Source organism: Corynebacterium aurimucosum (genome assembly GCF_046895345.1).
GTDB classification, from domain to species: domain Bacteria; phylum Actinomycetota; class Actinomycetes; order Mycobacteriales; family Mycobacteriaceae; genus Corynebacterium; species Corynebacterium aurimucosum_G.
On sequence record NZ_CP160096.1, the window covers coordinates 782,322 to 796,063 of the forward strand.

Annotated in this window: 15 protein-coding genes; all 15 read left to right on the forward strand. The window is 58.5% G+C overall.

Translation table 11 applies throughout. From position 1 onward, the window contains the following. The first annotated feature begins 69 nt into the window (after positions 1–69). The 15 genes from ABZS45_RS03820 (at position 70) to scpB (ending at position 13,703) form a co-directional block, all read left to right on the forward strand. Positions 70–654, forward strand: coding sequence for a hypothetical protein (locus ABZS45_RS03820; protein ID WP_412100704.1), 585 nt, complete (start codon positions 70–72; stop codon positions 652–654). Between the two features lie 139 nt (positions 655–793). After that, a complete protein-coding gene (locus ABZS45_RS03825; RefSeq protein WP_412100705.1) occupies positions 794–1,726 on the forward strand; it encodes a hypothetical protein in 933 nt (310 codons plus the stop codon). After that, on the forward strand, positions 1,726–2,709 hold the full coding sequence (locus ABZS45_RS03830) for an HAD-IIA family hydrolase (protein WP_412100706.1): 984 nt from the start codon (positions 1,726–1,728) through the stop codon (positions 2,707–2,709). Before ABZS45_RS03825 ends, ABZS45_RS03830 begins: the two co-directional genes overlap by 1 nt. Next, positions 2,700–2,861 carry a hypothetical protein gene (locus tag ABZS45_RS03835; protein WP_412100707.1) on the forward strand — a complete coding sequence of 54 codons (162 nt, stop codon included), beginning with the start codon at positions 2,700–2,702 and terminating at the stop codon, positions 2,859–2,861. Before ABZS45_RS03830 ends, ABZS45_RS03835 begins: the two co-directional genes overlap by 10 nt. Positions 2,862–2,900: 39 nt before the next feature. Beyond that, a complete protein-coding gene (locus tag ABZS45_RS03840) occupies positions 2,901–3,710 on the forward strand; it encodes a TlyA family RNA methyltransferase (RefSeq protein ID WP_412100708.1) in 810 nt (269 codons plus the stop codon). 26 nt (positions 3,711–3,736) lie between these two features. Next, complete coding sequence (locus ABZS45_RS03845) at positions 3,737–4,618, forward strand: NAD kinase (protein ID WP_412101133.1); 882 nt, start codon at positions 3,737–3,739, stop codon at positions 4,616–4,618. 37 nt (positions 4,619–4,655) lie between these two features. After that, entirely contained in the window at positions 4,656–6,332 is a 1,677-nt protein-coding gene (recN, locus tag ABZS45_RS03850) for a DNA repair protein RecN (protein WP_412100709.1), read from the forward strand. A gap of 26 nt (positions 6,333–6,358) precedes the next feature. After that, positions 6,359–7,543, forward strand: coding sequence for a putative cytokinetic ring protein SteA (gene steA, locus ABZS45_RS03855; protein ID WP_412100710.1), 1,185 nt, complete (start codon positions 6,359–6,361; stop codon positions 7,541–7,543). Further along, the gene (locus tag ABZS45_RS03860; protein WP_412100711.1) at positions 7,543–8,502 is read left to right on the forward strand and encodes a copper transporter; all 960 of its coding nucleotides are present in this window, start codon (positions 7,543–7,545) and stop codon (positions 8,500–8,502) included. Before steA ends, ABZS45_RS03860 begins: the two co-directional genes overlap by 1 nt. Continuing rightward, the gene (locus ABZS45_RS03865; RefSeq protein WP_412100712.1) at positions 8,503–9,141 is read left to right on the forward strand and encodes an NUDIX domain-containing protein; all 639 of its coding nucleotides are present in this window, start codon (positions 8,503–8,505) and stop codon (positions 9,139–9,141) included. It abuts the gene before it with no gap. After that, positions 9,138–10,061: a site-specific tyrosine recombinase XerD gene (gene xerD, locus ABZS45_RS03870; protein WP_412100713.1), complete on the forward strand. Its 924-nt coding sequence runs from the start codon at positions 9,138–9,140 to the stop codon at positions 10,059–10,061. Before ABZS45_RS03865 ends, xerD begins: the two co-directional genes overlap by 4 nt. Positions 10,062–10,106: 45 nt before the next feature. Beyond that, positions 10,107–11,222, forward strand: coding sequence for a hypothetical protein (locus ABZS45_RS03875; RefSeq protein ID WP_412100714.1), 1,116 nt, complete (start codon positions 10,107–10,109; stop codon positions 11,220–11,222). Between the two features lie 164 nt (positions 11,223–11,386). Continuing rightward, positions 11,387–12,265 carry a ParA family protein gene (locus tag ABZS45_RS03880; protein WP_201828169.1) on the forward strand — a complete coding sequence of 293 codons (879 nt, stop codon included), beginning with the start codon at positions 11,387–11,389 and terminating at the stop codon, positions 12,263–12,265. Positions 12,266–12,274: 9 nt separating this feature from the next. Further along, on the forward strand, positions 12,275–13,072 hold the full coding sequence (locus ABZS45_RS03885; RefSeq protein ID WP_412100715.1) for a segregation and condensation protein A: 798 nt from the start codon (positions 12,275–12,277) through the stop codon (positions 13,070–13,072). 16 nt (positions 13,073–13,088) lie between these two features. Next, positions 13,089–13,703 (forward strand): SMC-Scp complex subunit ScpB, encoded by a 615-nt coding sequence (gene scpB / locus ABZS45_RS03890; protein WP_412100716.1) that lies wholly within the window; start codon positions 13,089–13,091, stop codon positions 13,701–13,703. The last annotated feature ends 39 nt before the right edge of the window (positions 13,704–13,742 follow it).

A 13,742-nucleotide genomic window follows, 5' to 3' on the forward strand; every position in this document is an offset into this window, starting at 1 on the left:
CGAAAGAACGATAGTCCTTCTCCCTATGGCCTGTGTCGCGTCTTTGAGGCAGAGGAACCAGTGCCTCAGATGCGTGCTATCCGCGACGGGCTAGTCTTTTTCGGTGCGATGGTCTTGATAGCAGCTTTTATCTTCTTCTTCGGTTTACTGCTGAACAGCATGCAGATTCCAGGATTATTGGCGTTTCTCCTTGGCGGGTTGTTGCTTTACTTCCTTTTTCTTGTAGCTCGGCATATCTTCTTCGCTTTGAGGATCAGCAAGGCTTGGAAGAATGGTTGGATAGATTTCTACCCAGTCCTCCTCGGGAGCTTTTTCCACGAAGAGAAAGGTGCAAAGGCTGGAAAGAAGGGGCATTTTTATGCCACGAAAGCTCTCGTTGTGGCGCCAAACGGCGAATCGCGCATGCTTGACGTGACCGTAGAGGGACTGCGCCCGGACCGACTGATTGAGGAAGGCGCGGTCATGGCGAAGGATCGCCATAGGATTCGTCTTGACGCCATTCATAATAATGGCTGGACATTCTGGGCCGTTGTCCGCGGGAAGCAACTGGAGCATGGAAGCGTGGAACATGGACTATCCGCTTCCCAGGTGACTGCTGGCTTAGACCGCGTGAGGCATTGTTGGCCACTGAACGGGTTAGATTTTTCTCTTTAATTCTCGTGAGTCTTGGACGTCAATCGGTGGTTGTGGGCCGTTTCACTTACTAGCCGGTGTATTGCCGGTTTTGTTTCGCTGACCTGTAGACTGGTTCGGTACATACGGACGCGTCAACCGCAGAAAGTGCATAGCTTTAATGTCTGAATCCAACTCCCGCGACCACCGCCGTGGCCGCGAAGGTTCCTCGGAAGGCAACCGTGGGCACAACCGCTCTGGGGGCCGCAAGTTTGAAAAACGTGGTGGCGCATCGGGGCGTCGTGAAGAGCGCCGCAGTGATCGCCGTGATGAGCGCCGCAGTGATCGCCGTGATGAGCGCCGCAATGATCGAAAGCGCCATGGTCGCGATAAGAACAAAGCCTCGCATCCGCAGCGTTCGGGCTACCGTGAGGAGCGTATCAACCGCCGCATGACGGACCCGGACCTGCCTTCTGATATCGATATCACTGATCTCGATCCCTCGGTTTTGCAGGACCTCTCTTCGCTTTCGAAGGAAAACTCCGAAGCAGTGGCTAAGCACTTCATCATGGCGGCGACGTGGCTTGATGACGATCCACAGCTGTCACTTCGCCATGCCCGTGCTGCCAAAGACCGTGCAGGCCGTGTTTCGGTTGCTCGTGAGATGAACGGAATCGCTGCGTACCGCGCCGGCGAGTGGAAGGAAGCACTCGCGGAGCTGCGCGCAGCACGCCGCATTTCCGGTGGCCCTGGTTTGATGGCTGTCATGGCTGATTGCGAGCGCGGACTTGGGCGCCCTGAGAAAGCTGTCGAGCTGTGGCGTAGCGAGGAGGCTAAGGAGCTTAGTCCAGAGGATGCCGTCGAATTGGCCATCGTCGCTGCAGGCGCGCGGTTGGACATGGGCCAGGCAGATTCCGCAGTGGTCACGATTCAGCGTGCGCAACCCACGAAGGATGCCACGGGTGTGTCCGCGTGCCGCCTTTCCTATGCCTATGCCAACGCCTTGCTGGAAGCTGGCCGTAAAGACGAGGCACAGGAATGGTTCCAGCACGCGATCGACATTGATGAAGGAGACTGGACCGACGCCGCAGAGCGTCTGGCCGAGTGTAAATAATGAGTATTCTCAAAACCCACGATTCACTGTTGCTGGATCTTGACGGAACTGTGTGGGAGGGCGGACAAGCCCTTCAGTGCGTGGTTGACGTGATCAATTCTTGCGGCGTCCCTGCTGTTTATGTCACGAATAATGCTTCGCGCAGCCCCCAAACCGTAGCCGATATGCTCGAAGAGATCGGTCTTGAGACCGATGCCAATCGCGTTGTTACCTCAGCGCAAGCGGTAGTCAAGATTGCTCGTGAGGATCTGCCGGCTGGCGCCAAGGTCCTCGTCATTGGTGCGGACTCCTTCCGCTCGCTAGCGCGCGATGCCGGTTTCGTCGTTGTTGATAGTGCTGATGACAAGCCTGCTGCTGTACTGCAGGGCATGCATAAATCAGTGGGGTGGGAACAACTCTCTGAAGGCGCGCTCGCTATTAACCAAGGTGCGAAGTACTATGCCTCAAACCTTGATACGTCACTTCCGACGGAGCGCGGAATGGCGGTGGGTAATGGCTCACTCGTCGCAGCCGTAGTTTCCACGACAGGGGTGGAACCAATTTCGGCTGGTAAACCTGAGCCCGCTATGTTTACGCAGGCAGCCAAGCTGGTGAACTCGTCGAAGCCCCTTGCTGTAGGGGACCGTCTTGACACCGATATCGTTGGCGGCAACAACGCGGCTATGGATACCTTCCACGTGCTTACAGGTGTATCGCGTGAGCTGGCACTCATTGAAGCGAAGCCAGAAGAGCGCCCGAATTTCATCGGTGCCGGATTCCATGAGCTCTCGTTGTCTGAGGCCCAAGCACGTCCGGGAGCCCAGGGCGGGTTCAAGGCACGCTTCGACGGTTATGACATTGTTCTCCAGGGCGGTACTGAGAAATCGACGTCCGTCGAGGCACTTCGTACCGTGCTTGAAGTGGCCTGGTCCGGTTCCGAACCGCCGCGTTACATCCAGCCGCGGAGCGAAGCTGCGGAGAGGGTTGTATCTACATGGCGGTAAAACCCCATGACCCGCGCGCCGTGTTGGCTCCGGAAAAGCTTGATGAGTCTATCGCTGAGATTCTCACCGAGCCTGCAGAGACTCTAGAAGAAGAGCTCGCTCAGCTGGATCGCGCTCATACTGTGCTGCGGGATGCGCTTCAAGACAATTAGCGCAAACGCCGAGGAACCAAGGGGAAAGAGGACCTAATCATGCCACCGCAACGTCGCCGTCTCGACGCGGAATTGGTACGCCGTAAGATTGCACGCTCACGAGAGCAAGCCGTCGAGATGATCAAGGCTGGTCGGGTGACGGTTGGCGGCTTCAAGGCGACCAAGCCGGCGACTGTGGTGGAACCTGAAGTGTCAATCAAGGTTGAGGCCAGCGAAGGTGATGATTGGGCGTCGCGAGGCGCGCACAAGCTCTTAGGCGCTCTCGAAGCATTCGACGTGGATCTCAAGGACAAGCGTGTTCTGGATGCGGGGGCATCTACCGGTGGCTTTACCGATGTCTGCTTGCGCCGCGGTGCCGCGGAGGTGCTATCTGTCGACGTGGGCTATGGGCAGTTATTGTGGCGTCTGCAGAATGATGAGCGCGTGACCGTGCTTGACCGCACCAATATTCGCAACCTGACTCTTGAACAGACGAATGGGCCTTGCGACGCGATGGTGGGGGATCTTTCCTTTATCTCCCTGAAGCTGGTACTTCCGGCAATCGTTAAATGTATGGCGGACGGCGCGTGGCTTTTGCCTATGGTCAAACCGCAGTTTGAAGTGGGCAAGGACCGGATTGGGGCCGGCGGCGTTGTGCGCTCGCCTGAGCTTCGCGCAGAAGTTACCAAGGATGTGGCCGTCTTTGCCCAAGAGCTTGGGTTGAGTGTGAAAGGCGTGGTTGCCTCCCCACTACCTGGACCAAGCGGTAATGTCGAATACTTCCTGTGGCTGGTGAAAGATGGTTTGTCTACTTCAGAAGATAAGCTCGATGTATTGATCGACACGGCAATAAAGGAAGGACCCCAGTGAGCAGTACCAATGCCGCGGAGGGCACCATGCGCCGCGAAATTCTCCTTGTCCCGCACGCCAGCCGTGAGGATAACCTTGCGGCCACGCACCGCGCGGCGGAATTGCTGCAAGAGGCAGGCATCAAGGTACGCGTCTGCGCAGCGGATACCGTTCTTCCCGGGTTGCAGCATGTGCGACACACTCCGGCGGCGGCCGAAGGCTGTGAGCTGGTGCTGGTGCTCGGCGGCGATGGCACATTCTTGCGCGCTGCGGATATGGCGCGTGCGGTGGATGTTCCCGTCTTGGGCATCAATTTGGGACACGTGGGCTTCCTCGCAGAATGGGAAGCGGAGTCCCTAGACCGTGCGCTTGTGCGCGTCATCGAGCAGTCCTATGACGTCGAAGACCGCTTGACCATCGACGTGAGCGTCTTTGATTCGGAAGGCGAGCTGCGGGAGCGTAGTTGGGCGCTCAATGAGGCCTCCATTGAGAACCTCAACCGCTCGGGGGTCCTCGATGCCATCCTCGAGGTAGATGGGCGCCCAGTCTCAGCTTTTGGGTGCGATGGTGTTCTTATCTCCACTCCGACGGGGTCCACGGCCTATGCCTTTTCAGCGGGTGGTCCAGTCTTGTGGCCCTCTCTCGATGCCATCTTGGTGGTTCCGAACAATGCGCATGCACTGTTTACTAAGCCACTCGTAGTCTCTCCGGATTCGCAGGTGGCGGTCGAATCGGCCTCGGCTACGACTCCGGCCGTGGTAATCCTCGATGGCTTCCGTGAGATTTCTATGCCGCCGGGTTCGCGCGTGGAAATCGTGCGTGGTGAAAGGCCCGTGCGTTGGGTTCGGTTGGACCAGCAGCCCTTTACCGACCGCCTCGTGTCCAAGCTCCGCCTTCCCGTGGAAGGTTGGCGCGGACCGCGGCATTAACCGCCTTAGCGCGTTTCAGGAAGGAAGATACCGCACTGTGCTCGTAGATATCAGCATCTCTGACCTTGGCGTTATCGAAAGCTCCGCAGCGGAGCTTTCGGAGGGTCTTACCGTGCTTACCGGTGAAACTGGTGCCGGTAAGACCATGGTTGTGACTGGACTACGCCTGCTGGCTGGCGGTCGCGCTGATGCATCACGTGTGCGCGATGGGGCCTCGAAGGCGGCTGTAGAAGGTCATTTTTCCTCCGATTCACTGCCTGTGGCGGCGTTGGTAGAGGACGCAGGGGGAGAGCCAGATGAAAACGGTGAGTATATCGCCTCCCGCACGGTGTCTGCGGCGGGACGCTCACGCGCGTACCTGGGTGGGCGTTCGGTACCGGCGGCGACATTGGGGGAATTCGCTTCCCACCTCATCACTGTGCATGGGCAAAATGACCAGCTGCGCTTGCTGTCGGCTGATCAACAGTTGGCCGCCATCGATCGCTTCGAGCCTTCCATCGAGAAGTTCCGTACTGCGTATACCGAGGCTTTTAGGCAGTGGCGCGCATTGGCCAAGGACTACCAGCACCGGATGGAGTCCCGACGTGAGATGGCCCAAGAGGTGGACCGCTTGCAGTTTGCTATCAAGGAGATTTCTGATCTCGAGCCGGAGCCTGGTGAGGATGCTGAGCTCGTGACCTTGATTAAGCGTTTGCAGGACGTCGATGCTTTGCGTGAAGGCGCAGCTACTGCTCTGAGTGCTTTGGACGGTGGTGAAGGTTTTGGTGATGAGGATACTGCTGTCAACCTTGTCGGCGCAGCTGAATCGGCATTAACTGGGGCGAGCGATGCCGAGCTGAACCGGCTGGGAGAGCGGTTGAGTGAAGTCACCGCGCAGCTGACCGATATCGCTGCCGAGCTCACCACGTATTTAAGCGATCTGCCCGCGGATCCCAACCTCCTTGAGGAATCTCTGCAACGTCAGCAGGAGCTTAAGCTCCTCACGCGCAAGTATGCCGCTGACATCGATGGAGTTTTGGCCTGGCGGGACGCCGCTGAAGCGAAACTTGCGACCTTGGATACCTCCACCGAGGCCCTCGAAGCCTTGAAGAAGGAAGTAATGGAGGCCGAAAAGACGATGGTGGCCAAGGCAGAAGCACTCACTGCTGCCCGTACTAAGGCAGCGAAGAAACTGGGTACTCAGGTCTCCGAAGAGATCCACGGCTTGGCGATGCCAAACTCCACCTTGACGGCCGCCGTAAAGAAGGCCAAATATTCCAAAACTGGCGCGGATGAGGTTGAGTTCCAACTCAACGGCAAACCGCTAGCTTCCGCGGCCTCGGGAGGTGAGCTCTCCCGCGTCATGCTCGCTATGGAGGTGGTCCTGGCCAGTGGCGACGGCACCACGCTGGTCTTCGATGAGGTGGATGCCGGCGTCGGAGGGCGTGCGGCGGTGGAAATTGGGCGTCGCCTAGCACGGCTTTCGACCACCAACCAGGTCATCTGCGTTACCCACCTGCCACAGGTAGCTGCCTATGCAGATTCGCACCTGCATGTGTCCAAAGAGAAGTTCACGTCAGGCGTGGCGGATTTGACCCCTGAGGAACGCGTCGAGGAGCTCGCTCGTATGCTCGCTGGTCTCGATGACACCGAGACCGGTCGCGCGCACGCTCAGGAGCTTTTCGATAGAGCTCAAGCAGAAGTGGAGACTTTCCGCGCGCCTTCCACACATTGAGCCCCTAACAGGGGAAACTGTCAGACATGAGTCTGTTTTCCCGTAACACCGATCTGCCTGGAGAACACGGCGCGCTGCGTGATTGCACCCCGGGTGGCAAAGGTATGAAGAAGTTTAGCGCTGGTGACTTCGCCGTCATCAACGCTGCCAATATTTCCCGCCAAGAGGCCCAGACCCTCGTGGACATGAAGCCGGCCGCCGTTATCAACGTCGCAGAGTTTTCCACTGGTTCTATCCCGAACTATGGCCCGCATATGCTTCTCGACGCCGATGTCACCCTCGTTGAAGGCGTCGGTCAAGACTTCGTGAGCAACTTCAAGGATGGAAAGAAGGCTCGACTCACTGAGGACGGATCGATTTATTCTGGCGATACCCAGCTGTCCTCCGGAACAGTAGTGACTCGTGACCGGGCGGAGAAGAATTTCGCTTCTGCCCAACAGGAACTCATCGATCACATGGAGGCATATTTCGGCAACTCCATCGAGTTCATTCACTCCGAGGGGCCGCTGCTCATCGACGGCCTAGGCGTACCCGATGCGGGTTCCGACATGGCTGGCCGTAAAGTACTCGTGGTCTCGCCCTCCGAGGAACACCGTAAGAAGCTAACACTTCTGCGCAATTTCATCCGCGAGTATGAACCCATCATCATCGGCGTGGATTCTGCAGCCGATACGTTGGTAGAGCTGGGCTACCAGCCTCACTTCATCGTGGGAAACCCCTCCGAGGTGAGCTCGGAAACCTTGCGCAGCGGCGCCCAGGTCATTCTTCCCGCTGAGCCAGACGGAACCGCTGAAGGGCTCGAGCGCATTCAGGATCTGGGGATCGGGGCGATGACTTTCCCGGCAGCTACGGACTCAGCCACCGACCTTGCCCTTCTGTTAGCGGACTACCACGAGGCCCAGATGATCGTGCAGGTAGGGGGAGCTCTCGACCTTGATGACATCTTCGCCAATGAGCCGAATGCTACGCCGGCAGCCTTGCTGTGCCACATGAAGGCAGGAACGCGCCTCGTGGATGCGGACGCTGTTATTAACCTCTATACTGCGCCGAATTCCGGCGCTATGGGGTGGCTGTGGGCGCTGCTCGGCATTCTCGTGGCGCTTGCTGTGGTTATTCTGATCGTCGGCTTGGGCGGCGATGAATCCTTCCTCCAGAACTTGATCGATACCTGGAATAACTTCGCACTGAGCGTGCAGGGGTGGTTCAAGTGATGATGTCGCCTAAATCCCTCGTCGTTGCCGGGCTCGGTTTCGGCGCAGCACTAGGCATTGCACTTGGCACATTGGTGATTGCCCCCAACATGGATTCCGCCCCTGGCCCCGGCGGTGAATCCACAGATGAGGTGCGGGAAAAGTACAGTGAGCTAGTGTTGGACAATAATATTGCAGAAGCTCAGCTGGACTCTGCGGATTCCGTCATGGGCGAACTCGGCCGTTTCGTAGTCGATGGAACCCTAGTCCAGCGCCCAGTCATGGTGCTGAGCATGCCTGATGCTGATGATGCCGATGTTAAGGCTGTGAAGGATCTGCTGGGCTCGGCGGATTCCACCGATGCCGGAAGCATCAAGCTGACCGACAAATTCTTTGCCCAAGATTCGGCAGACAAGCTCCTGTCCCTCGTCACCTCTACCTTGCCGGCCGGCGCGAAGCTCGACAAGAAGAAAGTCGACGCCGGTACTCATTCCGGCCAAGCTCTCGCCGCGGGCCTGCTGATGGATGCTAAAACCACCCAGCCTCTTGCCAGCGTTGAGGACCGGGCCACCTTGCTGCGTGCCCTGCGCGATGCCGGCTATATCGACTACAAAGACGGGACTATTCTTCCCGCCCAAGCAGTCGTTGTCGTGGGAGGCGGCTTGGTCCCAGGGGATGCTGAGGACAGCCCTGCTAAGAAGTACGCTATCGATACCACCGTCAAATTCCTCGAAGGTTTTGATTCCGTAGACACCGCTATGGTCTATGCCGGTCGTGTGCAATCTGCCGGCGATGATGGAGTATTGGATAAGCTTCGTGCCGCCAAGACAGGAATCAGCACTGTGGATTCTATCGATCACCCAGTGTCCCAGATGGCGACAGTCCTGGCGGTGAAGGAACAGCTGGATGGCGGGAAGGGCGTCTACGGTTCTGCGGCGAATGCTGAAGGCGCAGCGCCGGCACTGCCGAAGGACCTCTAGATGTCACACGATTTTCGCACGGTAGGTAGCGAGCTGCTTGTCGACGCCCCCATCATCGCCGTTCGTCGCGATGACGTCATCATGCCAGGGGAGGTCGTAGCGCAACGCGAGATTGTAGAGCACCTCGGCGCTGTCGCCGTTGTGGCCTTGGATGAGAACAACCGGGTCGCCATGGTGCAGCAGTACCGCCATAGCGTCGCCCAGCGCTTGTGGGAGCTACCAGCCGGATTGCTCGACGTCAAGGGTGAAGATGAGCTCAGCGGCGCGCAACGCGAACTCCAGGAGGAGGCCGGGTTAGCCGCCGAGGAATGGGCAGTGTTGACCGATCTGGTGACCTCCCCGGGCTTCTGTGAGGAAGCCGTGCGCGTCTTCTTAGCGCGTGGCCTGTCCCCTGTGGAGAAGCTTGCAGCCGAAGGCGACGAAGAAGCCGACATGGGTTTTGCCTGGGTGCCCCTCGCAGAGGCCGTCGAGCGAATCCTCGCAGGGGAGATCGTGAACTCGATTGCGGTGGCGGGAATTCTCGCAGCTTATGCCTGCGTGCAAGAGGGACGCGCAGCGCGCTCGGTCGATGCGCCCTTCGAGCTGCGCCCGCAATCCCTAGCGCAACGGCGCCCCGGACCGGATCTGAAGAAGCTGTGACGCAGTCAAGCTCCGCCGCAGCTGCGGGAGAAGCATGGTTGATGCACCTCATGGTGGAAAAAGGTGCCTCAAAGAACACGGTGAGCAACTACCGCCGAGACATCAATCGCTATGTTGATTGGCTCGCGGAATCCGGTATCACGGACCTGTGCCGGGTGACCCGCGCGCACGTGGAAAATTACCTCGTTTTTCTCCGAGAATCTTTGGCGCAGTCCTCTGCTAGCCGCGCACTGATTGTGGCGCGCGGCTTGCACAAGTTTGCGCTAGCGGAGGGGATGATTGAGGAGAATGTGGCTGCGGAAGTGACCCCACCCAAGCGGGCGCAAGCGTTGCCAGAAACACTCAGCGTGCACGACGTCGAGGCTCTCCTCAACGCTATCCCCACCAATGAATCCGCAACACCCATTGATATTCGGGATCGCGCCCTTTTGGAAATGCTGTACGGAACGGGAGCCCGTATTTCCGAAGTGATTTCGCTGAGCATGGATGATGTGACGGGTGAGGGACCGACGTCGGTGCGCGATATTCTCCTGCTGAGCGGCAAGGGAGATAAGCAGCGCCTGGTTCCGCTGGGCTCGCACGCGGTGAAAGCGGTGGAGAACTACCTGGTGCGTGCCCGACCGGTTTTGGCAACGGGGGCCTCCCACGCCTTATTCCTCAACACTCGGGGAAGGGCTTTGTCACGGCAAAGCGCCTGGGCCGCGATCAAGACCGCAGCGCAGCGCGCACACTTGAGCACTAAAATTTCTCCGCACACTTTGCGGCATTCCTTTGCTACCCACCTGCTAGAAGGCGGGGCGGATGTACGTACCGTGCAGGAGCTCTTGGGACATTCTTCCGTGACGACAACACAGATTTACACGCACGTGACCGCGGATTCGCTCCGCGAAGTATGGCGCACTGCGCACCCACGTGCCTAAAGGCACCTAGAATCATCACGACGTCTACCAATGAAAAGGATTCTTATGGCTTCAACCGCATCTTTCTCCCGAGCTTATCGCGGGATGGCTCTGGCCTTCGCGATCACCGTAGCCCCGCTGTCCGGTATCGTCGCCGGCCCCGTGAGCGGGAAGGGTGGAATAACTGGGATTGGGTCGGCGGTTGCGCACGCGCAAGATGCCACCATCCCGGTGCCGGCTGGTCAGACGACAACCGTCTCCTTGCCTGTGCCTGTCGATGTCAACGTGGCCTCCGATGGATGGAATGTGAGCGCTTCTGGTGGTACGGCAACGGTGACCGCGCCGGCAGCTGGAGGACAAATCAGTGTTCCGGTTACCTACCAGGGCGTGAGCATGACTATCGTGCTCGTGGCAGATGCTGAGGTAACTGCCGAGGAACTCAATGACGCGGCTGAAAGTGGTGATCCGGACAGCCTCGGAGGGGGACAGCAGAACCCAGGTGGTGCGGATAGCCTTGGAGATAATGGAGAACCTCAGGGTGGCATACGCGGAGATGAAAAAGAAGGCGGAAATGATCCTGCCACCGGCGGCTCGGCACCTGCCACGGATGGCGGTGGAAAAGGCCAAGAACGTCCTCCGCGCACTGGCCGCGGCTGGGAGGGTGTCGATGATTCCCACACGGCCTATGTCAACCTGGAATCCACGATCGACGGGCAGACAATGACCGCCAAGCTTGGCTTCAAGCAGGCTCTAGATCTGTACAACCGCTTCAAGCATCTCGAGGATGAAGGGGTCACGCTGCGCTACCTCAATGCGGAGGGCGAGTTTGTGGAAGGCGTGAAGCGCGAGATTGATAAAGGCTCGCGCACGATGACGTTGACCTATCCAGAAGGTACGGAGCCTGACAATCCTTTCATCATGCAGTTCTTTAATAAGGACACTCAGGCCGCGGAGCTGGTAGTGACGCTTACGGATCCGACTCGTGAGAACACTAGTGAGGTACCGCCGGAGCAGCAGCTCGATTCTGATGGCGCTAACGGGTCTGACAGCGAGGATCAGAATAGCTCGAAAGTGGGAGCTGGCGTGCTCGCAGCGGGCATTGTGGGCATCGGGATCATCGCTCTCATCGTCGGGTTTATCGTGAAGAAGCGCCGTTCGATATCGAAGGAAGAGCTTTCTTAATCTAGGCTGCACGCTTTATTCTGTGGTTTGTGCTAGCTATAATCGCGGCGCGGGCACCCAAGGGGTACCCTATAATCACAAGGATGTAAGAATGTAGCGCCGGTCGGGGCTGCAGTGTCGAAGCGGAAAGGCCGCAGAGAGGCCGTAAGGTCAAGGAAGCAGGTGTGACTGTGAGCGACGAGGGACTGTTTGAGGCCTCAGAAGCACAGGTCGGGTTGACCGGCCGCCCACTGCGGGAGCTTCCGGAACCAGAGCCGTTGGAAAAGCATGGTCCCGCGACGATTATCTCCATGTGCAACCAGAAGGGTGGCGTGGGAAAGACCACGTCCACCATTAACATGGGCGCATGTTTGGCGGAGCTCGGGCGTAAAGTCCTCCTCGTTGACTTGGATCCCCAGGGTGCTCTTTCGGCTGGTCTGGGCCTGACTCACGACCAGATCCAGGACACCATCTATGACGTCATGCTTGACAGCGAGGTCTCGGTGCATTCGGCGATTGTGCATACCGGTGTGGCTGGGCTCGACCTTGTTCCAGCCAACATCGACTTGTCCGCCGCGGAGATCCAGATGGTCAACGAGGTAGGCCGCGAGCACACTCTGGCCCGCGCGCTGCGCCCTGTGCGCAAGGACTATGACTTCATCATCATTGACTGTCAGCCCTCCCTGGGCCTTCTGACCGTCAACGCCTTGGCCTGTTCTCAGGGCGTCATCATTCCTATGGAATGTGAGTTCTTCTCCCTGCGTGGTCTCGCCTTGTTGACCGATACTGTGGAGAAGGTGGCTGACCGAATCAATTTTGACCTCGAGATCATGGGCATTCTGGTCACCATGTTTGATCGCCGTACCCGTCACGCGCGCGAGGTCATGGATCGTGTGGTGGAGTACTTCGGTGACAAGGTTTTCGATACGGTGATTACCCGCACCGTGCGTTTCCCTGAGACATCTGTCGCCGGTGAGCCCATTACTACGTGGGCCCCGAGCTCCCAGGCAGCCAAGCAGTACCGCGACCTAGCTAAAGAGGTCATTGAGCGGGCTAACGGCTAGCCGCCTACTATGACCCAACCGGAGATCACCGGCTTTCGCATCGCGCTGGGCAACTTCGAGGGCCCTTTCGATCTGCTGCTCCAGCTGATTCAGGCAAAGAAGCTGGACGTTACGGAAGTGGCGCTGTCTGAAGTTACTGACGAGTTCGTGGCTTATACACGTGCACTGGGAGAAACTGCGGACTTGGATGAGACTACGGAGTTCCTCCTTATCGCGGCTACACTCCTGGACCTGAAGGCGGCGCGTTTGCTACCGCGCGGCGAGGTTGATGACGTGGAGGACCTAGAGCTTTTGGAGACCCGCGATCTTCTTTTCGCGCGTCTGCTGCAGTATAAGGCCTATAAACAAGTCGCCGACCAGTTCGCGCAGTGGCAGCGTGCTGCTCAGCGGCGCTATCCGCGCGCGGTGGCCATGGAGGAATGCTTTAGTGATCTCCTCCCGCCGGTGAAGCTTGGGCACACTCCAGCTAGCTTCGCAGAGCTGGCCGCAGGTGTTTTCCGGCCTAAGCCGCCGGAGGAGGTCGCGACGGGGCACATCCACCAAGTTGCCGTTTCCGTGCCGGAGCAAGCCGGAAAGATCCTCACTACGCTCAAGCTGCTGGGTACCGGGCAGTGGATGAGCTTCGATGCCTTAACGAGGGACTGTACTGTCTCTATGGAAATCGTCGGCCGCTTCCTGGCGTTGCTGGAGCTGTATAAAGCCAAGGCTGTGGATGCTTCCCAGCCGGAATCTTTGGGGCCGCTCGAACTATCGTGGACTGGACTCGACGTAGATCCGGCCGTCGTCGCAGCAGCGAACTGGGATTAAGGTACGCTACCGAGACATGGACGACACGTCATCCCCGGCACCTAGCGAAGCGGCCCCCTCCAGCGGACAGGGAGCTTTGCCCCTCATCCCGCAGCTGCGCTCGCGCCTCGAGTCGATACTCCTCGTCGTTGACTCGCCTGCAAGCGTGGAAGAGTTGGCCCGCGTGTTGGACGCGGAGCCGACTATTGTCAGCGATACCTTGCGGGCTGTGGAACGAGAACTGACCGAGCGTGGTTCCGGAATCGACCTGCGCGAGACACCTGAGGGGTGGCGCTTCTATACGCGTAGAGAGAACGCAGATGCCGTCGAGCAGTTTGTTCTCGATGGCACCCAAACCAAACTCTCCCGCGCCGCCCTGGAAACCTTGGCGGTTATTGCATACCGCCAGCCGGTAACTCGAGCTCAAGTCGCAGGTGTTCGCGGCGTTAATGTTGATGGAGTCGTCCGGACGCTATTGTTGCGTGGACTTATTCGGGAGATAGAAAGCCCTGAGCCCTCCGTGGGACATGCACACCAGTATGAAACCACTGAGCTTTTCCTCGAGCTACTCGGCATTGATTCTCTTGAGCGCCTTCCGGATCTTGCTCCGCTGTTGCCAGACATCGAGCAGATCGAGGAGGACTACTCATAAGGGCATACTCTGCGGTAGGATTGCGGCCGGACAGAGGCG